Annotated in this window: 18 protein-coding genes; 10 read left to right on the plus strand and 8 right to left on the minus strand. The window is 51.6% G+C overall.

The window, feature by feature from the left end:
• Positions 1–81 precede the first annotated feature (81 nt).
• From Q397_RS0101375 to Q397_RS0101390, 4 genes are all read right to left on the minus strand, one after another.
• The gene (locus tag Q397_RS0101375; protein ID WP_028877891.1) at positions 82–969 is read right to left on the minus strand and encodes an NAD-dependent epimerase/dehydratase family protein; all 888 of its coding nucleotides are present in this window, start codon (positions 967–969) and stop codon (positions 82–84) included.
• Positions 966–1,340 carry a hypothetical protein gene (locus Q397_RS0101380; protein ID WP_028877892.1) on the minus strand — a complete coding sequence of 125 codons (375 nt, stop codon included), beginning with the start codon at positions 1,338–1,340 and terminating at the stop codon, positions 966–968. The genes Q397_RS0101375 and Q397_RS0101380 overlap by 4 nt, the downstream gene beginning before the upstream one ends.
• 89 nt (positions 1,341–1,429) lie before the next feature.
• A complete protein-coding gene (locus Q397_RS0101385) occupies positions 1,430–1,957 on the minus strand; it encodes a GbsR/MarR family transcriptional regulator (protein WP_028877893.1) in 528 nt (175 codons plus the stop codon).
• Positions 1,958–2,146: 189 nt separating this feature from the next.
• A complete protein-coding gene (locus Q397_RS0101390) occupies positions 2,147–3,691 on the minus strand; it encodes an MFS transporter (protein ID WP_205618781.1) in 1,545 nt (514 codons plus the stop codon).
• A gap of 302 nt (positions 3,692–3,993) precedes the next feature.
• Between Q397_RS0101390 and gmk the strand changes: the two genes are divergently transcribed.
• Complete coding sequence (gene gmk / locus Q397_RS0101395) at positions 3,994–4,626, plus strand: guanylate kinase (RefSeq protein ID WP_028877895.1); 633 nt, start codon at positions 3,994–3,996, stop codon at positions 4,624–4,626.
• Between the two features lie 64 nt (positions 4,627–4,690).
• Here gmk and Q397_RS0101400 read toward each other — a convergent pair whose 3' ends face one another.
• The 4 genes from Q397_RS0101400 to Q397_RS0101415 form a co-directional block, all read right to left on the minus strand.
• The gene (locus tag Q397_RS0101400) at positions 4,691–5,191 is read right to left on the minus strand and encodes a copper chaperone PCu(A)C (protein WP_028877896.1); all 501 of its coding nucleotides are present in this window, start codon (positions 5,189–5,191) and stop codon (positions 4,691–4,693) included.
• A 71-nt stretch (positions 5,192–5,262) separates the two neighbouring features.
• Complete coding sequence (locus tag Q397_RS20500) at positions 5,263–7,074, minus strand: M1 family metallopeptidase (protein WP_051609594.1); 1,812 nt, start codon at positions 7,072–7,074, stop codon at positions 5,263–5,265.
• 3 nt (positions 7,075–7,077) lie between these two features.
• Positions 7,078–8,274 carry a ChaN family lipoprotein gene (locus Q397_RS0101410; protein WP_038012592.1) on the minus strand — a complete coding sequence of 399 codons (1,197 nt, stop codon included), beginning with the start codon at positions 8,272–8,274 and terminating at the stop codon, positions 7,078–7,080.
• Between the two features lie 68 nt (positions 8,275–8,342).
• The gene (locus tag Q397_RS0101415) at positions 8,343–9,149 is read right to left on the minus strand and encodes an SH3 domain-containing protein (protein ID WP_156950606.1); all 807 of its coding nucleotides are present in this window, start codon (positions 9,147–9,149) and stop codon (positions 8,343–8,345) included.
• Between the two features lie 126 nt (positions 9,150–9,275).
• Between Q397_RS0101415 and ruvX the strand changes: the two genes are divergently transcribed.
• From ruvX to topA, 9 genes are all read left to right on the plus strand, one after another.
• On the plus strand, positions 9,276–9,749 hold the full coding sequence (gene ruvX / locus Q397_RS0101420; protein ID WP_028877899.1) for a Holliday junction resolvase RuvX: 474 nt from the start codon (positions 9,276–9,278) through the stop codon (positions 9,747–9,749).
• The gene (locus tag Q397_RS0101425) at positions 9,742–10,407 is read left to right on the plus strand and encodes a class I SAM-dependent methyltransferase (protein ID WP_028877900.1); all 666 of its coding nucleotides are present in this window, start codon (positions 9,742–9,744) and stop codon (positions 10,405–10,407) included. Before ruvX ends, Q397_RS0101425 begins: the two co-directional genes overlap by 8 nt.
• A gap of 78 nt (positions 10,408–10,485) precedes the next feature.
• On the plus strand, positions 10,486–11,421 hold the full coding sequence (locus tag Q397_RS0101430; protein ID WP_028877901.1) for an AEC family transporter: 936 nt from the start codon (positions 10,486–10,488) through the stop codon (positions 11,419–11,421).
• Between the two features lie 71 nt (positions 11,422–11,492).
• Complete coding sequence (locus Q397_RS0101435) at positions 11,493–12,464, plus strand: aspartate carbamoyltransferase catalytic subunit (protein WP_028877902.1); 972 nt, start codon at positions 11,493–11,495, stop codon at positions 12,462–12,464.
• On the plus strand, positions 12,461–13,765 hold the full coding sequence (gene pyrC / locus Q397_RS0101440; RefSeq protein ID WP_028877903.1) for a dihydroorotase: 1,305 nt from the start codon (positions 12,461–12,463) through the stop codon (positions 13,763–13,765). The genes Q397_RS0101435 and pyrC overlap by 4 nt, the downstream gene beginning before the upstream one ends.
• A 63-nt stretch (positions 13,766–13,828) precedes the next feature.
• Positions 13,829–14,398 carry a glycerol-3-phosphate 1-O-acyltransferase PlsY gene (gene plsY, locus Q397_RS0101445; protein WP_038012595.1) on the plus strand — a complete coding sequence of 190 codons (570 nt, stop codon included), beginning with the start codon at positions 13,829–13,831 and terminating at the stop codon, positions 14,396–14,398.
• Positions 14,398–15,339 carry a GGDEF domain-containing protein gene (locus tag Q397_RS0101450; protein ID WP_028877905.1) on the plus strand — a complete coding sequence of 314 codons (942 nt, stop codon included), beginning with the start codon at positions 14,398–14,400 and terminating at the stop codon, positions 15,337–15,339. The genes plsY and Q397_RS0101450 overlap by 1 nt, the downstream gene beginning before the upstream one ends.
• A 55-nt stretch (positions 15,340–15,394) precedes the next feature.
• Positions 15,395–16,513 carry a DNA-processing protein DprA gene (gene dprA, locus Q397_RS0101455; RefSeq protein ID WP_028877906.1) on the plus strand — a complete coding sequence of 373 codons (1,119 nt, stop codon included), beginning with the start codon at positions 15,395–15,397 and terminating at the stop codon, positions 16,511–16,513.
• A 53-nt stretch (positions 16,514–16,566) separates the two neighbouring features.
• The gene (gene topA, locus Q397_RS0101460) at positions 16,567–19,200 is read left to right on the plus strand and encodes a type I DNA topoisomerase (RefSeq protein WP_028877907.1); all 2,634 of its coding nucleotides are present in this window, start codon (positions 16,567–16,569) and stop codon (positions 19,198–19,200) included.
• Positions 19,201–19,285 lie beyond the last annotated feature (85 nt).

Consider the following 19,285-nt stretch of genomic DNA (forward strand, 5'->3'; position numbering starts at 1 on the left):
GCAAACATGCTAGGAACAAAATGCTGTCACCGAATGACTTCGAACGACAGCAGAAAGTGAGAGAACAAGGCGTCTAGGAAACTAGGGGCTATTCAGATGGAGGGTTGAAAGATCGCTCAAGTTATGTGGCGTGTGACCTAAATGATGAGAGAAGGCTTTCGGGTCAGCGGTATTTCCCTCGTGCATCATGCGGACCGTATCACGATTTAAAATATCGTTGGTGAGACTGCCGCTAAAGTAACTGGAAATCTCCAGAATTTTAGCGGGCATCTTCAGCGTTAACCATGATTTTGCCTGCAAATGTTGACGCAAAATATTCATCATCTCGTCAATTTGCATGGCTTTAGGGCCAACAACATCCAGATGTTTAGGAAGAGGTTCTTTCCTTTGAACCAATCGAACCACGAGATCGCATATGTCATCGATCAAGACAGGTTGCACTTTACCGAGCTTATCCCCAAAGCCAACAGCAACAGGTAAAGACGCAAGGGCTCCAAACAGGGGGCTGCTCCCACCACCGGGGCCAACGACCAGTGAAGGTTTTAGAATGCAGAAGTCAAAATGACCTTGTGCAAACTTGGCTAACTGTTCTTCCGCTTGCCCTTTCGTGCGCTGGTATTCGGTCGGTTTATCTGTGCTGGCACCGAGTGCAGAAAAGTGAATAACCCGTTTTACAGAACTGTTTTGACAGGCTTTGAATAATCGCGTTGCCCCCTCAAGGTGAACGGAGTGCAAGCTGTTTCCTGAACGGCTTTTGATGGCACCTGTGCAGTTGATCACTGTATCTATGCCTTTGACGGCTTGGTCCCAAACGCTTTGATCCGTTTCCTGACTGTTGAGAGTGATATAAGATGTATCCAAGTGAGGCTTCTGGCGTCCTGCTTTGACAACAGATATGCCGGCTTTTGTAAGGGCAACGGATAAGTTGCGCCCAATGAAACCATCTGCACCAAAAATCAATACACTCATGATTTTCCTCCATTTTGGAGGTGTTCTCGCATTTCCGTGCGGTAATCTTGTTGGGAGATGTGGGATTGTATTGTGTATCCAATAAAGATTAACGCGGCGATTAGGGACGCAAAAATTACAAAAAAGGTGCGTTGAACCACATTCAGCATGGCAAGCTCATTAGGGTTAAAGATGGAAATGCCGCTTACTGCAGTGAGAGGCACGGCAAAGATCAACACAATGACGTAGAGCATCCAAAAATTCGCACGCTCATCCGTACCGCACACATCGCCCAGTAATCGACGTAGCGGCTTTGCCATCACGGCACTGATCGCAGCGCTAATTAAAAGGCTATACAAAACAGGGATGATAAAAGGCAAAAATGCAGTCATGTTATTTTCTCCATAACTGTAATTTCAGGAATTTCTGAAATTAAATGTTAAAAAAAAGGGAGGCACCCGTTTTGAGCCTCCCTGCTTGATTAAGCTTTGCCCAAAAGTTTGGCAACTTTTCCGCCCAGTTTGAGGATTTTGAGTTGTAGAGGGCGTGGCACCCTGCGCACATCTTCATACCAAGACGTCAAGAGCTCTAGAAACTCCAAAGTTTCTTCAATTCGTTTAGCGGACTCTTTTGAGAGGCCTTTGTCATCGGGCGACGCTTCAACACATTGTCGTAGAGTTGTCAGCGTCGGATCAATCTCGCGCTGTTTACGTCCTTCAACAATCAGCATGAAAGCTTCCCAAGGATCCGAGATGGCAGAGAAATGATCTCTGCGGTCCCCCATAACGTGGTGGGTTTGAATCAGGTTCCAACTTTGAAGTTCTTTGATACTAGCGCTCACGTTAGAGCGAGCGATAGAGAGTGTTGAAACGATTTCATCTGCAGTCAGAGGTTTGGGGGAGAGATACAGCAGGCCATGAACTTGCGCGACAGACCGACTGACGCCCCAACGCGTCCCCATTTCGCCCCAGTGAAGAACAAAGCGTTCCATTGTTGGTGACAATTCCATACGTCTGACCTTTATGTAATTTCAGAAATTTCTGAAATTAAAGCATTGGAAAGTGCTTATGTCAAGGATCGATTATAATTTGTCGTATGCTGTTAAACTGGCATACGCTGATTATACAGCAAAGAAAATGACCTTTGTTTTGTGATTTTTGTTCCCGTTTTTGCGTTCGCAAATCTGTATTCTAGGCAGTTAGGGGTTTGCTACCTTGCGTACGCCTGCCAATAGGAAGAACACCAGAACGGCCAATCCTGCGATCAAGGCGGCTGCCGTTAGAAGCAGCACTGAATGTGTTGTCGAAAAAGCTGCCTTGCCCGCTGTGATTAAAGCGGCGGCCTTTTCATCGGAAAGCTGTTGTGCGACCAGATAGGTATCGCCCATAGAGACGGCAGCCTGATCTGCGAGGTGAAGGGGCAGGTCAACAGGTGCACTGAGGTTATGCCCGAAAATTACGGACATGAACACACCGAAGAGGGTGATCCCGAGGGCCGTGCCCAGTTCATAGCCTGTCGCTTCCAGCGAACCTGCGGCACCGCCCTTGCTGGCATCGACCGCGCCCATGATCGCGATGGAGGATGCGGTCAAGCCAATGCTGAGAGCTAAACCAAGCAGGGCCAGCAACACCGGCACGATCAGTCCGGGGGTATGGAAATCCTGCACGGCAAGCCAGCCTAGCGACAGTGCTGCGATGATCATTGACAGGCTGGCCACGGGGCGCAGCCCATACCGGGCAGAGAGCCAACCCGCAACCGGACCGCCCGCTGCCGCCGCTGCCATGATGGGGATCATGAATATGCCGGCCTGAAGCGGTGTTTTGTCCAGGACGTATTGCAGTTCTTGGGCAAGAGTGAGTTCGACCCCGGCCAATGCGCCGCTTGCGACCACCGCCATGATGATGCCTGCGAGAATGGCGGGATGTGCAAATAAGGACAGATCCAACATGGGCGTAGCTGCGTTTAACTGCTTACGTGCAAACAGCACCAGCATTGCCAACCCGAAGGTCAACGTTAGTAACACCACGGCAAGGGGGTGTTTGCCTGCAAAACCGGTCTTGGCGGAATAGACCACCGCAATCATGCCCAGTATCAGCAGAAAGGCCTGACCAATGGGCCAAGGACCAGATGTGGTCTGCTCCTGACGGGGCAGCAGCAGCCAGCAGGCCGGGGCTACGATGAGCATCACCGGTACGTTAATCAGGAAAACCGATCCCCACCAGAAATGCCCCAGTAGCGCACCTCCTATCAGGGGGCCAACCGCAGCACCGGCAGCACCGACTGTCCCCCATAGCCCCAGCGCGAGTCCTCGCTCTGATTCATCCTCGAAAGTACGGCGGATAATGCCCAGCACGCACGGCATGATCATTGATCCTCCCAACGCCAGCAGAACGCGCGTGCCAATCAGTATTTCTGCCGTCGGCGCAAAGGCAGCCGCGGCTGAGGCAACCCCAAAGATTACCAAGCCGGTCAGCAAGATGCGTCGGTTTCCAATCTTATCGGCTAAAGTTCCCATGGGCACCAGCAAACCTGCCATCAACAGCGGATATATGTCGATGACCCACAGTACGTGGTTGTTGGACGCGCCCAACGCCTGGGTCAACGTGGGGACCGCGACATGCAGGATGGTCATGTCGAGAACGACGGGTAGGAATGCCAGCATGACTGCCAGCAGAATCAGCCAGCGCCTGGGGTTCTGGGAGCCGTAAGACACAAGTTCACCTGTGATTTGCCCATTCTTCAATATTTAAATACTGTTGTATTTAAATAAGATGACTGTGGGGTTAAAAAAGAAAGACAACGGGCGGAAAACTAACCGCTTCCGTCAGGTCCGGGGTCAGCCCAGACATTGTCTTTTTAAGCTTTTCATGGCACACTGTAAACGCTCATTTGAAGGTTTTATCACTCGTGCATCCAACTTTATGCCCTTCATTTTCGCGAGAGGATAAATTGAAAAAATTGATTTCACGCGGGGTTGAATTTATGTCTGTGAATGAGTATTGATCACCTAGCTCTCAGGGCTATTCACAGATGAGGTGCAGAACAGTGAAGAATATAGACGAAACGATCAAACGCCGTGGCCTTTTGCTGGTGCTGACCGCACCTAGTGGATGTGGCAAAAGTACGATTACCCGCAAGATTATGGGGGATGACCCGTCTATCGTGGTTTCTGTGTCGGCGACAACCCGTGATCCACGCCCCGGTGAAACCGATGGGGAAGATTATTTCTTCATGAAAACTGAGGAATTTCGCCAAAAGGTGAATGCCGGTGAGTTTCTGGAATGGGCGGAAGTTTTTGGTCGCCATTACGGGACGCCTAAATCTGCTGTGGAAGCGGCCCTTGTGTCGGGTAAGGACGTGTTTTTTGATATCGATTGGCAGGGCGCAGAACAATTGCGCAAAAACGCCCCGGACGATCTGGTGTGGATTTGCATTTTGCCCCCGACTATTGAATCCCTTGAAAACCGCTTACGTGCCCGTGGGCAGGATAGTGATGAAGTGATTGCCCGACGTATGCTGGAAGCTGAAAGTGAAGCCAGCCATTGGGCGGATGCGGATTATGTGGTCGTCAATGATGATCTGGATAAAGCAACCCGACAGGTGCGCGCGATTCTGGATGCAGAGCGCATCAAAAGGGTTCGACGGACGGGCTTGGCGGAGTTTGTGAAGAAGATGTGAGCCATTCACAAAAAAAGGCACCCTGTTGGATCAAGGTGCCTTTTTGATTGGGATTGAGGGCCGGTTATTCGGACTTCATGTTGCCTTTGCCGTGACCCATTTTATTCATGTTATGTTGCATGCCTTTTTGCATGTTGCCCATAGCACCAGCGCTTTTAATCTGAACATCGACGTTGATTTCGCCGGCCTTTTCAAAGATCAGTGTTAAAGGGAAGCTTTCGCCTTCCTTAAATGGGGCGTCAAGACCCATAAACATCACGTGGTCGCCGCCCGGTTTCAGCATGGTCATGCCTTTGTTGACGGCAACGCTTTCAACTTGGCGCATTTTCATGACGCCGTCCTGATGCAGGTGAGTATGCAATTCGACGCGTTTGGACACACCGGCTTTAGCTGCGATCAATTTATCGGCATCCCCGGTGTTTTTGATGATCATAAAAGCCGCACCTGCACGGGCCATACCCGCAGACGCGCGCGCCCAAGCCCCTTCGACACTGATGTCAGCCGCAAAGGATTGTGTGGACATCGCCAACACCATGGCAGAAGTGATTGCAAAACGTTTGAACATGGAAAGCTCCAATAAAATAGATAAGAAGGCCACCTCTTATGAGCGTATTAGCGCACAGGAGAGGCAGGCTGTCAATTGATTGAGACCGAGAGTGGGCGGCTTTGCCCAATGGATTTAAAGATCGCTTTGGCCCCCTGGAAGAGAACCATATTCTGTCGCCCGTAATGGGGGAGCGGTCGTTGCAAGGCCCGCAGGCTTTCTGCATCCTGATAGGTGATGACCAGATAAGGGACCTGATCGCGGGTTTTACCTGCCCAGACTTGGGCGGTGGTGGCAATGCGTGGCATCCTGACAGGCGCAAGGTTCAGGGATCGTAAGTGTGGATAGAGGGGGGCTGACGACCCCATCAGGATAAAGGGAGCTGACGGATCAAGGTTTGATACCTCGCGCACGTCATGTTCCATCATGCGCTGGACAAGGGTTATGGCCTCATCGCGCATGTCTGTGTCCGTTAGGTAAAGAGCAACATCTTTCGCCAGCATTATATCACGTAAAGTCGCAGGTGCTTCGTTTATGCCCAGTTGTCTGAAAAGGTGAAAATCAGGATCAAGGCTGACCCGCGTAGGGCGTACATGAAGCTGAGTCGTGGTCCTGTTTTCGCTCGCCGTAAGGGTGAATGTCTCGCCTTCGGTTGTGATCTCAAGCGGGACGGGAACTCGAAAAGCAGAATTCGTTTGCGTCAGTTGTGTTGTGAGCAACCAACGAGCGTTTGCCTGCGGGCTGGATTCTGCGCGCAGGTCCGTGAAGGCAGGTGCCCCTTTCCCATAGACCCATTGTTGGAAAAAGTCCGCGAGGTCCTGCCCTGATGTTTGCCCGAAGGTGGCTTCAAGGTCGCGCCAGCTTGCGGTTTTAAAGGCGTAGTTCTGCCAAAACTGTTGGAGAGAGGCAAAGAACAGGTCATCACCTATTTCACGGCGCAACATATGAAAAATGAAAGCAACCTTGTTGTATCCGATAACTTGTGAGGATTGTCCGTGCTTGCTGACAAAGGTGGTGACAGGTTTATCCATGTCTACAGGCAGGGCGGCATAGTCTCGCAGCCACGATAGACGCATGTTGCGCGCTTTGTCCTCTGAAGCGGCTTCGGCGCTCATATAATCCGCCATATAGGTGGTCAGCCCTTCCGCCCAGTTGCCGGTTTTATAGTCGGGGAAAACGCCATTGCCCCAATAATTATGCAGTATTTCATGTCCGAGCGAGCTGTCTTTGATAAACGGCAGGGCAAGGACGCGCGCGCCCATGTAGGTTAGGCCCGCAAAACCATATCCGGCAGATACAGGGGCGGCGACTATATGAAAATTGTCAAAAGGGTAGGGGCCAATCTGGTCGGTAAACCGCGTAATATAGTCGGCTGTGCGATCAAGGTAGTCGTCACTGAGGGGATCCATCCCCGCATAAAAATAGGTGCGCAGCCGTACCTTGCCCAGCTGTTTTTCTTTGATGTGATAAGGGCCGGAAAAAATCGGGATGGCATCTGTCGGGCGATCCATGGTGAAGGTGGCCTGATACTGCCCGTCGTGCTGAACTTCGTCACTGATGGTGCCGGTGCTGAGGATTGGTTGTGGCGCTTGCAGTGTCAGGGTGAAGGTGACAGGTTCATCGGTTTGCGGGTGCCAGCCGCTTGGCAGGTACAGATTTTTGTCATCAGTAAAGCCACCGCCTTGCCAGCTTTGCGAGGCCTGCGGGGCTGGCAGCGCGATTTGATAGGCAAAGCTGGTGGCTTTTTCTGCCTTAAGGGGATGGGTGGTTGGCTTATCGGATGTGGCGCTGACATGCAGGATGCGTTTGTTGAGATCCAGTTTAACGTTCAGGTCCATATGCACATCGGCCATCGCCCAAGTGGGAAACAGAAGGGCGATCGCAGCCGTTGCGAGAGCTTTCATGGGTTATTGTCCGAGTTGAGGAAACTTGGCAACGACCGTAAGCGGGCGTCCATTGCGCTGAATTTCAAGGGGAAGCCACGTGCCGTGGGCTTGCTGTTGAATAATACGGATCAGGTCTTTCGGCTCATTGGTGGCAAGATCAGCGGCCGTGAGGATCAGATCACCCTTTTTCAGGCCGGCTCTTTCGGCGACGCTATCTTCCACGATTTCTTCGATCAGGACGCCTTTTTTGTCTGCGCTGGCTTCAATGCGCACTCCGAGTATAGGCTTTTTATCCTGACCTTTGGGTTCCATTTCTTCAAGGCCAAAGACGGCATCTGCGTAGCCATCGACCAGTTCCGTGCAATCCCAGCCCAAGGTCCAGGGCAAAAGGACGGTTGCGTTCAGGCCCAGCCCTTTCAGTTGATGAGGGACGCCGTAGCCGTTGGTCAAATGTCCGCTGCCCATGATACCAACAACCAGCGGATTACCCCCTGCTTTTTGGGTTTTGGCGATCATTTGGGCCATGGCGCCGTCCCAGGTCAGTTGGGATTGGACAAAGTTGTTAAAGCGATCTTCCGACTCTTTTTCTTCCTCATCCATATGGGAATGTTGGGAGAAAACTTCTTTTAAAGATTTGATGTAGTCGGGATGGGCGGCACGTGGTGTCTCGATGCCTTCGCGTTGATAGTCAGGAATCACGTCCCAGCCGTCTTGGGCAACTTTACGGATCAGGTCGCGATGGACGTTCAAGGCGATCATGGGCAGACGGTTGGTGCGCGCAAAATGGAACAGCGGCAGGTACATATCCGCGTCATACTTCCAGCTTGTGTCCCAATTGGTTTGTTTGAGAAACTCTTTTTCGCTGAGTTCCCCCCGCACCCACCGATCCAGAATTGGCTGGGTCCAGCGGGGGAACATCTCAAAGCCAAGGACCATGTTGGAGTTATGGGCATAAAGCTGGGTCAGGGTTTGCAACTGCCATCTGTGATGCACTTCATCGGGATGGAATTCCCCCAGCAATACCACCTTTTGGGCGGCCGCTTTTTTAAGCAGGGCTGTCGGGGAAAGGAGGCTTAAATCTTTGGGGGAAACCCACTGCGCGCGCTGGATGCAGCTTGTCTTGGTCGTCTCTTCCTCTGGTGAGGAAGCGTTGGCAGTTTGTGCCAGAAGCAGAAGGCCGAGGGCGGCTGTGCAAAGTAGGCGCGATTTAAGAAGCATGGACTTAACTTTCTAACCAATGGAGGGTGCAACCTGTATAGAAGGGGAAGATGCCCAAAATATGGCGCTTATTGGGGCGATTTATCCCCCGGATTGGGCAACTTACCGGCGATGATTTTCCATGCTTTTTTGCTAAAAGCATTGAGTTGGAGTTCAAGGGCGTTATGGAGGGCCTGTTTGACGTTTTTCGCAGGTTTTTTCTTTTTGAAGTCTTTTGCCTGTAGTGTTTCAAGCGAAACAGAATCCATGGCGACTTCTTTTCTGGTGACGTTATAGAGAGCGGTTGCGGAGAGAAACTCTTCATATCCGGTGGCAATTTCCGGCAGGTTTAAGGTGATCTGATAGATCGGCTTGTTGCCCAGATCAACCGGTACTTCCGACATGAACATCATGGCGTTGAAGGTGAAGACATCAAATCCTTGTTGGCACTTAAATTCTACGAGGTAATCCGCGGAGATAAAGACGATTTCATCTTCTTCTGCCCGTCCGGCGAAATTGATTTCGTAAGAGCAGTCGGGTTTGTCGTTTTCGCTCAGACTGATTTTGCCCGTCAGGGGCGCGCTGAGGGACGCATCAATCATCGGGGTAAGGGAGGGGGCGTAAACAAAGCCTAGATCCTTGCCATCTTTGCGCACGGCATACCATTGCGTGCCCTTGACGAGACCAAGAACTTCCACACGATCGCGTTTGTCAAGCTGGCCGACTTTTGTGCCTGAATTATCAGGGGTTTGGCGGACGTTGATCGTGGTGTTGGTGACCAGATGCGGACCTTTTAGCCCGTCCAGATCAACATCCTTGAAAAGGTCTTTGGCCTGCACGGGCAGTGCCATCAACGCCCCGCATATCGTCAGGGTGAAAAGAGAACGCAAATTCACCTAAACCTCCGAATTGAAAACAATTTTCTGCATCATAGCCTAATGGTCACGGCCTGACAATGCGATCTAGCCTCGACATTTCTTTGGGTTTGCGTCATAAGCAGGAAAATTTTTATTGAGGATGATATGGCTGTTCTTGAACTGGCAGACTTTGCAAAGATGATTAAGCAGCATGATCGCTTACTGGGGATTGATCTGGGCACGAAAACCATCGGGCTTGCGATCTCAGATGTGATGCGCATGGTTGCCAGTCCGGTAGAAACCTTGGCGAAGGGTAAATTTTCCAAGGATGTCGTCAAGATCAAGGCGTTGATTGAGAAAGAAGAAGTCGGTGGCATTGTTCTTGGCCTGCCGGTGGAAATGGACGGCACGCAAGGCAAGCGCGCGCAGGCGACCAAGGCTTTTGCTTCTAATCTATTGCGTGAAATTGACCTGCCCATCCTGTTATGGGATGAACGTTTGTCCACTGTGGCGGTTGAACGCATGCTGATCGGTGAAGCTGATATGACCCGCAAACGCCGGGCCGAGGTTGTGGATCGGGCGGCAGCCGCTTTCATTCTGCAAGGTGTATTGGAGGCATTGGAACATCAAAATGGCTGACCACGCAATCAGATTAAATGACGGGCTTGATGCCTATATCCGCACGGTTGGTATGCGCGAAAGCGAGCATTTACGGGCCTTGCGCGAAAAGTCAAAAGCGACACTGGTGAATGCCCAGTTGGCGATCATGCCGGAAGAAGCTTGCTTTCTAGACCTGCTGGTGCGTCTGAGCGGGGCAAAACGGATCGTCGAAATCGGGGTCTATGCCGGATATTCCACACTGGCTTTGGCCCAAGCCTTGCCGGAGGATGGCTATATTGTTGCGCTGGAACGTGATGAGCGTTTCCCGCCTGTGGGACAACCTTTCTGGAAAGAGGCGGGCGTGGATCATAAAGTGGATCTGCGTTATTGCGATGCCAATGAAGGGATCGAGGTCGTCTTGCAGGAAAACGGGCCGGAAAGCTTTGATTTTGCCTTCATTGATGCCGATAAAGCCAGCTACATGAATTATTATGAAAAATGTCTGGAACTGGTCAAACCCGGCGGGTTGATCTGTGTGGACAATGTTTTATGGTACGGACGGGTGATCGACGACGCCGACACCACTCATCAGACCGAAGCTATTCGTCGTATCAATGAACATATCGTAGCAGATGACCGTGTGGATATGTCCATGCTGACCATCGGTGATGGGCTGACGGTCGTGCGTAAACGCTAAATATCTGATTTTACGGCCTGACTTTACGGGATAAAGGCGCTAATCTAACGGACCTTGTTAACCTGAGGGTATGTGGACATGATCAGTATACTTTATGCATTGGGACCGATTTTTCTCCTGATTATTATTGGATTCGCTGTTAAACGCAAAGAACTGATCGCCCCGACTTTTTGGGAACCTGCGGAAGCACTGACCTATTACATCTTCTTTCCGGCCCTGTTGTTGCAAACAACGGCGAATGCCGATATCGGGGAGCTGGAAGTCGGCCCCATGGCCTTTGCGATTGTATCGTCCATGTTGCTTGTCTGTGCCCTAGTGGTTAAAGCCAAGTCCGCACTGGGGGTCGATGGGCCAAGCTTTACATCTGTTTTTCAAGGCTCGGTGCGTTTTAATACCTATGTGGGGATTGCGGCGATTTCGTCCCTCTGGGGGGAGCCGGGTCTGACTTTGATTGCCATTGCGATCTCCTTTGCCGTGCCGTTGGTGAATGTCTTGTGCGTGATTGTTATGGAAACGTATGGGGACAGCCCTCACCGTAAAGACGGGCCACCGGAACTCGTTAAACTGTCAAAGGCCGTCTTTAAGAATCCGTTGATTTTGGCCTGTCTTTTGGGACTGTTACTCAATGGGCTGGATCTGACCTTGCCGCCCATCCTCAAGCCGTTGATCGAGATTTTGGCGCGCGCTTCCTTACCTGTTGGTTTGTTGTGTGTGGGCGCTGGCCTTCATTTGCGCGCGATTAAACAGGCGGGGCAAGTGGTGGTAATGACCAATATGGTCAAGCTTGTGGGCTTACCGCTGATCTGCCTCGCTGTTTGTTATGGTGTCGGTGTGGAAGGTCTGACGCGGGATATGGCGGTGTTTTTCTGTGGATTGCCAACGGCAACTTCATCTTACATCCTTGCGCGCAAGATGGGGGGCAACGCCGAAGTCATGTCCGGTATCATCACCATGACGACTCTAGGGGCAATGGTGACGCTGCCGCTGATTTTGTTGCTCTTGAACTTGCTTTGAAAGGCGCAGAAAAGCTTATCTTCCAACAGGGGCTTGCTTGGGGGCGCAGCATATGCTTATAGTCCGCGCTTATGAGCACCAAAGATAGAGAATTACGCTTTACGCACCGGCACCTGCTTGGGATCGAAGGACTATATCCCTTTGAAATCACCGACATTTTGGACCGGGCGGAAAGATACGCCGCGCTAAACCGTCAACGGACTGCTGTTGAGCCTTTGCTAAAGGGGCGCACTGTCATTAATCTCTTCTTTGAGAATTCCACACGAACGAGGACATCGTTTGAGCGCGCGGCAAAACGCCTTGGCGCCGATGTTATTAATATGAGTGTGGCGACTTCTTCCATCAAAAAGGGGGAAACGCTGATCGATACGGCTGTGACCCTAAATGCCATGCACCCTGATGTGCTGGTCGTGCGCCACGGGGATTCCGGCGCGGTGGAACTCTTGTCTCAAAAAGTAAACTGTGCGGTCCTGAACGCAGGCGATGGAACCCACGAACATCCGACGCAGGCACTGTTGGACGCACTGACCATTCGTCGCCGTAAAGGCAGTATCACAGGACTGGTTGTCGCGATTTGTGGGGACGTCCTGCATTCCCGCGTGGCCCGATCCAACATTCATTTGCTGAGTGCCATGGGGGCGCAAGTGCGCTTGGTTGCGCCAAATACGTTATTGCCGTCCAGCATGTCGGTTTTAGGCGCCGAAGTGTATCATGATATGCGCGAAGGGCTAAAAGATGTGGATGTGGTCATGATGCTGCGTTTGCAGAAAGAACGAATGGAAGGCGCCTATGTGCCGTCCCAGCGAGAATATTTCCATTTCTACGGGCTGGATTACGACAAATTGTCCCACGCTAAATCCGATGCGCTGATCATGCATCCGGGGCCGATGAACCGCGGCGTGGAAATTGACTCGGATGTTGCGGATGATTTTGAACGGTCTGCCATTCAGGAACAGGTCGAGATGGGCGTTGCTGCGCGCATGGCCTGCCTTGAAGTGGTGACGGCAAATCTGGAAGACTGGCGCAAGGAGAACGGGCTATGAGTTTGAAACCGCAAGGGCGTGTTGTCTATGCCAACGCCCGTCTGCTTGATCCGGCAACCGGTCTGGATGTGATTGGCGGCGTGCTGACCGATGGCGAGAAAATTGCTGACTTTGGTGTGGAATTTGCCAGCCCGTCTGGTGCGTATGGGGACGCAACGATTGTGGATTGCGACGGGGCTTGTTTGTGTCCCGGTCTGGTCGATATCCGCGTGCAACTGCGTGAACCGGGTGATGAACATAAAAGTACCCTGAAAACAGCAGGGGAGTCCGCCACGTCTGGTGGCGTGACGTCTATGGTATGCCTGCCGAACACCAACCCTGTGATTGACGATATGAGTGTGGTTGAGTTTGTGGCTCGGCGCGCCCGTCTCTTGGGGCTGAGCAAAGTTTACCCTTACGGTGCTGTCACCCGTGGACTGGAAGGCCGCGACATGGCGGAAATGGGCATGTTGGCAGAGTCCGGTGCGGTGGCTTTTACGGATGGGACACGGGCGGTTGCCTCGGCCAAAGTAATGCGCAAAGCCCTGACCTACGCGCGCAATTTTGATCTGTTGATCGTCCAACATCCGGAAGAACCGAGCCTTGCCGATGGCGGGGCCATGAACTCCGGTGATCTGGCGATCCGCATGGGCTTGCCCGGCATTCCGGCTGTGGCGGAAACCATCATGGTTGCACGTGACGTACGTCTGGCAGAAGATACCGGCGGACGTTTGCATTTTGGTCATATCTCAACAGCAGAAAGTATTGATATTATCCGTCGCGCAAAAGAACGTGGGGTGAAAGTCACCTGTGATACGGCCCCGCCTTATTTTTCTTTGAATGAACTGGCGGTTGGGGAATATCGGACCTTTGCCAAGCTGTCGCCGCCGTTGCGCAGTGAAGAAGACCGGCAGGCGATCATCGAAGGGATCAAGGACGGGGTAATTGATGTTGTCGCATCCGACCACGCGCCGGAAGATGAAGATTCAAAACGACTGCCGTTTGCGCAAGCTGCCTTTGGCGGGGTTGGTCTGGAAACCCTGTTGGCGATTACGCTGGAACTTTATCATAATGGGCACATGAGCCTGCTGGACTGTTTAAAGACCATTACCTGTAATCCGGCAGACCTGATCGGGTTGCCTGCGGGGAAACTGGAAAAGGGCGCGGCTGCGGATTTGTGTCTTTTTGATCCGGTCCGTGGCTGGAAAATTGATGCGGACCAATTGTCCTCAAAATCTAAAAACTCTCCATTTGATGGACGTTTGGCACAGGGGCGCTGCTTGCGCACCGTTGTCGATGGGCGTACTGTCTTTGAACTATAAAAATAATTTGTAAGGAGCAATCCCTTGGGAACTTTACCCGTAATCGTTACACATGAATGGCAAATGGCAGCTTTGATGGGCTATTTGCTGGGATCGATCCCCTTCGGGTTGCTTCTGACAAAACTCTTTCAGGCCGGGGACCTGCGTTCCATCGGGTCGGGTAACATTGGCGCGACCAATGTGTTGCGCACGGGCCGTAAAGGTCTGGCCTTGGCCACTTTGTTGCTGGACGGTGGCAAAGGGGCTGTGGCGGTTTTGCTGGCAGGGTACTGGTTTGCACCGGATGCAGCGATTGTCGCAGGCTTGATGGTGGTGATCGGGCATAATTTCCCCATGTGGCTGCGCTTTCAGGGCGGTAAAGGGGTAGCAACGACTCTGGGGGTCTTGTTGGCGATGTCTTGGCAGGCCGGCTTGGCAACGGCAGGGGTGTGGTTGCTGGTTGCTGTTGCCTTTAGGTATTCTTCTTTGGCGGCTATAATCGCATTTATTGCATCGCCGGTGCTTATATTCTATTTTGGTGATGAAAATAAGACTGTTTTGGCAGTTCTACTTGCAGTTTTGGGTATTGTACGCCACCATGAAAACATCTCACGTCTGTTAAAGGGTGAAGAATCCAAGATAGGCCAAAAATAATGAACCGGGAGGCTACAGTGGTCTCAAACGCCAAGATATCAGAAACAGTCCAGGGCATCGAGGAAGCTAGCCTTCTTCAAGCGGTTATAAATGCCGTGCCGACGCCGATTTTTTATAAAGATGATAACGGGTGTTATCTGGGCTGCAATCAAGCCTTTGAGGAATTTATTGGCCTGACAAAACACCAACTTGTCGGCAAAAATGTTTTCGAACTTTTTGATTGTGAATTGGCCGAGATTTACCAAAAAGCGGATTTGGCCTTGATCGAGGCAGGCGGCAAGCAAATTTATGAAGCGCAGGTAAAGTATGCAGATGGCAGTCTGCATGACGTGATGTTTCATAAGGCCTGTTTTCATGCCATAAATGAAGAGATTACAGGGGTGGTCGGTGCTATCCTTGATATTACGGATCGTAAAAAAATGGAACGCGAGCTGCAACGCCGCGCCATGACAGACAGTCTCACCGGGTTAAACAACCGCGCTGCCCTCATGCATGAACTGGATCAGGCGATCCGTGTGTCCAAACGTCATAAAAAACGGGTGGTTTTTCTTATGCTTGATCTGGATGACTTCAAGCAGGTGAATGATACCTATGGGCACCAAGCGGGGGATGCTTTGTTGATTGAAGCCTGTCAGCGCCTAAAAGGTTGTGTGCGTGAAAGTGATATCCTTGCGCGCTTTGGCGGGGATGAATTTGGCATTGTATTAGAACGCACCCAAGGCAAAGAAGGCGCGATTGTTGTTGCTGAAAAGATCATTGCCGCGTTGACGAAGCCGTTCATTGTTGAAGGTCAAGAGGCCCGCGTGGGGGTGAGTATCGGTATTGCACGTTCGCCCGCCGACGGGATCACCTCGCAAGATTTGATGAAGATGGCGGATATTGCCATGTATGCGGCAAAGGCCAAGGGGAAAGGCCAGTATATATTCTATTCCGACGAATAGAAAAAACAGCCCAAAAGCTTTCATAGCGGCTTCATATATAGATGAGGCGACAGGTATGACAGAAGTGACACTTCCCTTAAAAGAACGTTTGGCGTGGCTGCGTTTGATCCGCAGTGAAAATGTCGGGCCGATTACGTTTTATCGACTGTTGGATCAGTTTGGCACAGCGCAAAAAGCGTTGGAAGCTTTGCCCGAGCTTGCAAAAAAAGGCGGGCGGAGCAAAAAAATCCGCATTTGCCCGAAAAATGAGGCCGAGCGGGAGTTAGAAGCGCTTGACGGTTTGGGGGCGCAGATGATCCTGCGCGACGAAGCGGCCTATCCCCCCTTGCTTGCGCAAACCGAAGATGCACCGCCCGTGTTGAGCGTGCGTGGCCATTCCCATCTCTTACGTAAAAAAAGCATCGCCATTGTCGGGGCGCGCAATGCATCGATCAATGGCTGCAAATTTGCAGGTCAGTTGGCGCGGGATTTGGGCGAAGGCGGTTTGTTGGTGGTGTCCGGTCTGGCACGCGGTGTCGATGGGGCAGCCCATGCGGCTTCACTTGCGAGCGGCACTGTCGGGGTGCAAGGCGGTGGCGTGGATGTGATTTATCCCAAAGAAAATGAGTCTTTATATAATGAGATGATCGCACGAGGGTGTGTGGTGGCGGAACCCCGTGTCGGCACTCAGCCTCAGGCGCGGCATTTTCCGCGTAGAAACCGGATTATCTCGGGGATGGCGCGTGCGATTGTGGTGGTTGAAGCCTCTCCCCGTTCCGGCTCTTTGATCACAGCCCGGCTTGCGCTGGAGCAGGGGCGCGAAGTTTTTGCTGTGCCGGGATCACCACTTGATGCGCGATCGAAAGGGACAAATGGCCTGATTCGTGAAGGGGCAACCTTAATTGAAAATGCCGAGGATATTTTATCTCAGCTCAATTCTACCCGAAATATGACCTTGGAAGAACGGAAAACCCCTTATGATAAAAGGGGTTATTCAATGCCGCCGTGTGAGGACCAGTTGCGTGATGCGCGGGGAATAATTTTAAAAAGTTTGTCTCCAACACCAGTTTCGGTTGACGAAATCATTCGTCAATGCCAAATCTCTGCTTCGATTGTACAGACTGTTCTACTTGAACTGGAGCTTGCAGGGAAGCTGGAGCGCTCTCCTGGGAATGCGGTTTCTTTAATAATTTGAACAGGTTATGTGCAATTCGTGATATTGAAAACAGATTTTAAGAAGTTTTACTGATGCACGTTGTTGTCGTCGAATCGCCCGCAAAAGCCAAAACGATCAATAAATATTTGGGGAAGGACTATAAGGTTCTGGCCTCCTATGGTCATATTCGTGACCTGCCGGCAAAAGACGGATCGGTGCGCCCGGATGATAATTTCTCCATGGATTGGGAGATGGACGCGCGTTCAAAGAAGCAGTTTAAAGAAATCACGGACGCCATGAAGGGCGCGGATAAACTGTATCTCGCGACTGACCCGGATCGTGAAGGGGAAGCCATTTCGTGGCACGTGCAAGAAGTTTTGGAAAAACGCAAACTTCTTAAAGGTGTGGATGTCAAGCGCGTGGTCTTCCACGAAATTACCAAGCAAGCGGTCTTGGATGCGGTTGCCAGCCCGCGCGAAATTAATCAGGAATTGGTCGAAGCCTATCTGGCGCGTCGGGCGCTGGATTATCTGGTGGGCTTTAACCTGTCTCCGGTCTTGTGGCGTAAATTGCCGGGCTCGCGTTCGGCAGGGCGTGTGCAGTCTGTGGCTCTGCGCCTGATCTGTGAGCGTGAAGCCGAGATCGAAGCGTTTAAACCGATTGAATATTGGTCGGTTGCTGCAAACTTTACGACACCCAAGCGCAAAGTCGTTGCGGCCAATCTGACCCATTTGAAAGGCGAAAAGCTCGCCAAGCATGATATTGGGAATGAAGCACTAGCCAACGATGCGGTTGCGCAAGTCGAAGCGGGGCGCTTTACGGTCGCAGATGTGGAACGCAAAAAGACCAAGCGTCATCCCGCGCCGCCCTTTACGACGTCGACACTGCAGCAGGAAGCCTCGCGTAAGTTGGGCTTTGGCGCCAAACGCACCATGCAGGTCGCCCAGAAGCTTTATGAAGGGATTAATCTGGGCGGGGAAACTGTCGGTTTGATCTCATACATGCGTACCGATGCGGTGAACCTGTCTAATGAAGCGATCTTTGCTGCGCGCGACCTGATTGGTCAGCAGTATGGCGAGCGTTACGTGCCGGAAAGCCCGCGCACCTATAAGACAAAAGCCAAAAACGCACAGGAAGCCCACGAGGCCATCCGACCCACAGGTATTTCGCGCCGTCCGGAAGATATGGCGAAGTATCTGGATGCGGACCAGCTGAAACTCTACACCCTGATCTGGAAACGGACTGTCGCCTGTCAAATGGCAAGTGCCGAGCTGGATCAAGTTGGCGTTGTGATCCAAAGTGAAGATAAGCAGACATGGTTACGTGCCAGTGGTTCCGTTGTCACGTTTGACGGCTTCCTGACGCTGTATCAGGAAGGCACGGACGATGCGTCGGATGATGAAAATGCCGATAAGCTGTTGCCGGATGTGCAAACGGGTGATGTCCTGAATCTTGGCCCTGTGACAGCGGATCAACACTTTACACAACCGCCACCGCGTTATTCGGAAGCATCCTTGGTCAAGCGTATGGAAGAATTGGGCATTGGTCGCCCATCTACCTACGCAAGCATTATTTCTGTATTGCAGGACCGTGATTATGTGCGTTTGGATAAACGCCGCTTCGTGCCGGAAGATCGCGGTCGTCTGGTCACGGCCTTCCTTGCGAACTTCTTTAAGCGCTATGTGGAATATGATTTCACCGCCAACCTTGAAGACCAGTTGGACGAAATTTCCAATGGGGATGAAGATTGGCAGAAAGTCCTGCGTGAATTCTGGCAGGCCTTTAGCGGTGCAATCGACGAAACCAAAGAATTGCGCGTTCGTGATGTGCTGGATGCGCTGAATGAAGATTTGGCCGATCACTTCTTCCACGAAACGGAAGAAGGAAAGGACCCTCGCAGTTGCCCGACCTGTGACGATGGTAAACTGAGCCTGAAGCTGGGTAAGTTTGGTGCCTTTATCGGCTGTTCCAACTATCCGGATTGCCGCTATACCCGTCCGTTGATCAAGGCAGAAGATGGCGACGAAAACCTGCCGGATCTGGAAACTGGCCCGAAAGAACTGGGCATTGACCCGGAAAGTGGCGAGATGGTGACGTTGCGTCGTGGACCGTATGGTCTGTACGTGCAGATCGGTGACCTTGATCCGGAAGATAAAAAGAAAAAGCCGAAACGGGCGTCTTTGACATCCGACATGAAGGCGGCTGAAATGGATTTGCAAGCGGCATTGAAGCTGCTGTCCTTGCCGCGTAATGTCGGTATCTTCCCCGAAACAGGGGAGATCATCAAGGCGGGTATTGGTCGCTTTGGCCCCTATGTCAGTGTCGGCAAGATTTTTGTGTCTATTAAGGAAGACAGCCCCTACACCATCGGTGAAAACCGCGCGATCGATCTGATCCATGAAAAAATGGAAAAGACACAGATGGTGGTCTTGGGCCAGCACCCGGATGAGAAAAAAGATATCATCCTGCAAAACGGGCGTTGGGGTCCGTTTGTGAAAGTCGGTCGTATCAATGCCCGATTGCCAAAAGATATGGAACGTGAAGACGTGACTTTGGAAATCGCTATTGAGATGCTGAACAAAAAAGGCGCTGGCGCAAAGAAGAAAGCACCCGCCAAAAAAGCGGCAGCCAAGAAAACCACAGCAGCAAAAAAGACGACAACCGCGAAAAAGAAAGCACCGGCAAAGAAGAAGACGCCTGCGAAAAAAGCAGCTGATACGGAATAAACGCACAAAGAAAATGTAAAGTTTGAGATTTCGCAATCACAATTTTAGTTTTTTCTGATACAGTTCCTCCTAATATAAATGGAGG

This window comes from Terasakiella pusilla DSM 6293 (assembly GCF_000688235.1).
Taxonomy (GTDB): domain Bacteria; phylum Pseudomonadota; class Alphaproteobacteria; order Rhodospirillales; family Terasakiellaceae; genus Terasakiella; species Terasakiella pusilla.

Coding starts and splice junctions, on each gene's coding strand:
- Q397_RS0101375 (WP_028877891.1), bottom strand. CDS start 969: ATGAGTGTATTGATTTTTGGTGCAGATGGTTTCATTGGGCGCAACTTA.
- Q397_RS0101380 (WP_028877892.1), bottom strand. CDS start 1,340: ATGACTGCATTTTTGCCTTTTATCATCCCTGTTTTGTATAGCCTTTTA.
- Q397_RS0101385 (WP_028877893.1), bottom strand. CDS start 1,957: ATGGAATTGTCACCAACAATGGAACGCTTTGTTCTTCACTGGGGCGAA.
- Q397_RS0101400 (WP_028877896.1), bottom strand. CDS start 5,191: ATGTTCAAACGTTTTGCAATCACTTCTGCCATGGTGTTGGCGATGTCC.
- Q397_RS20500 (WP_051609594.1), bottom strand. CDS start 7,074: ATGAAAGCTCTCGCAACGGCTGCGATCGCCCTTCTGTTTCCCACTTGG.
- Q397_RS0101410 (WP_038012592.1), bottom strand. CDS start 8,274: ATGCTTCTTAAATCGCGCCTACTTTGCACAGCCGCCCTCGGCCTTCTG.
- ruvX (WP_028877899.1), top strand. CDS start 9,276: ATGGCTGTTCTTGAACTGGCAGACTTTGCAAAGATGATTAAGCAGCAT.
- Q397_RS0101425 (WP_028877900.1), top strand. CDS start 9,742: ATGGCTGACCACGCAATCAGATTAAATGACGGGCTTGATGCCTATATC.
- Q397_RS0101430 (WP_028877901.1), top strand. CDS start 10,486: ATGATCAGTATACTTTATGCATTGGGACCGATTTTTCTCCTGATTATT.
- Q397_RS0101435 (WP_028877902.1), top strand. CDS start 11,493: ATGAGCACCAAAGATAGAGAATTACGCTTTACGCACCGGCACCTGCTT.
- pyrC (WP_028877903.1), top strand. CDS start 12,461: ATGAGTTTGAAACCGCAAGGGCGTGTTGTCTATGCCAACGCCCGTCTG.
- plsY (WP_038012595.1), top strand. CDS start 13,829: ATGGCAGCTTTGATGGGCTATTTGCTGGGATCGATCCCCTTCGGGTTG.
- Q397_RS0101450 (WP_028877905.1), top strand. CDS start 14,398: ATGAACCGGGAGGCTACAGTGGTCTCAAACGCCAAGATATCAGAAACA.
- dprA (WP_028877906.1), top strand. CDS start 15,395: ATGACAGAAGTGACACTTCCCTTAAAAGAACGTTTGGCGTGGCTGCGT.
- topA (WP_028877907.1), top strand. CDS start 16,567: ATGCACGTTGTTGTCGTCGAATCGCCCGCAAAAGCCAAAACGATCAAT.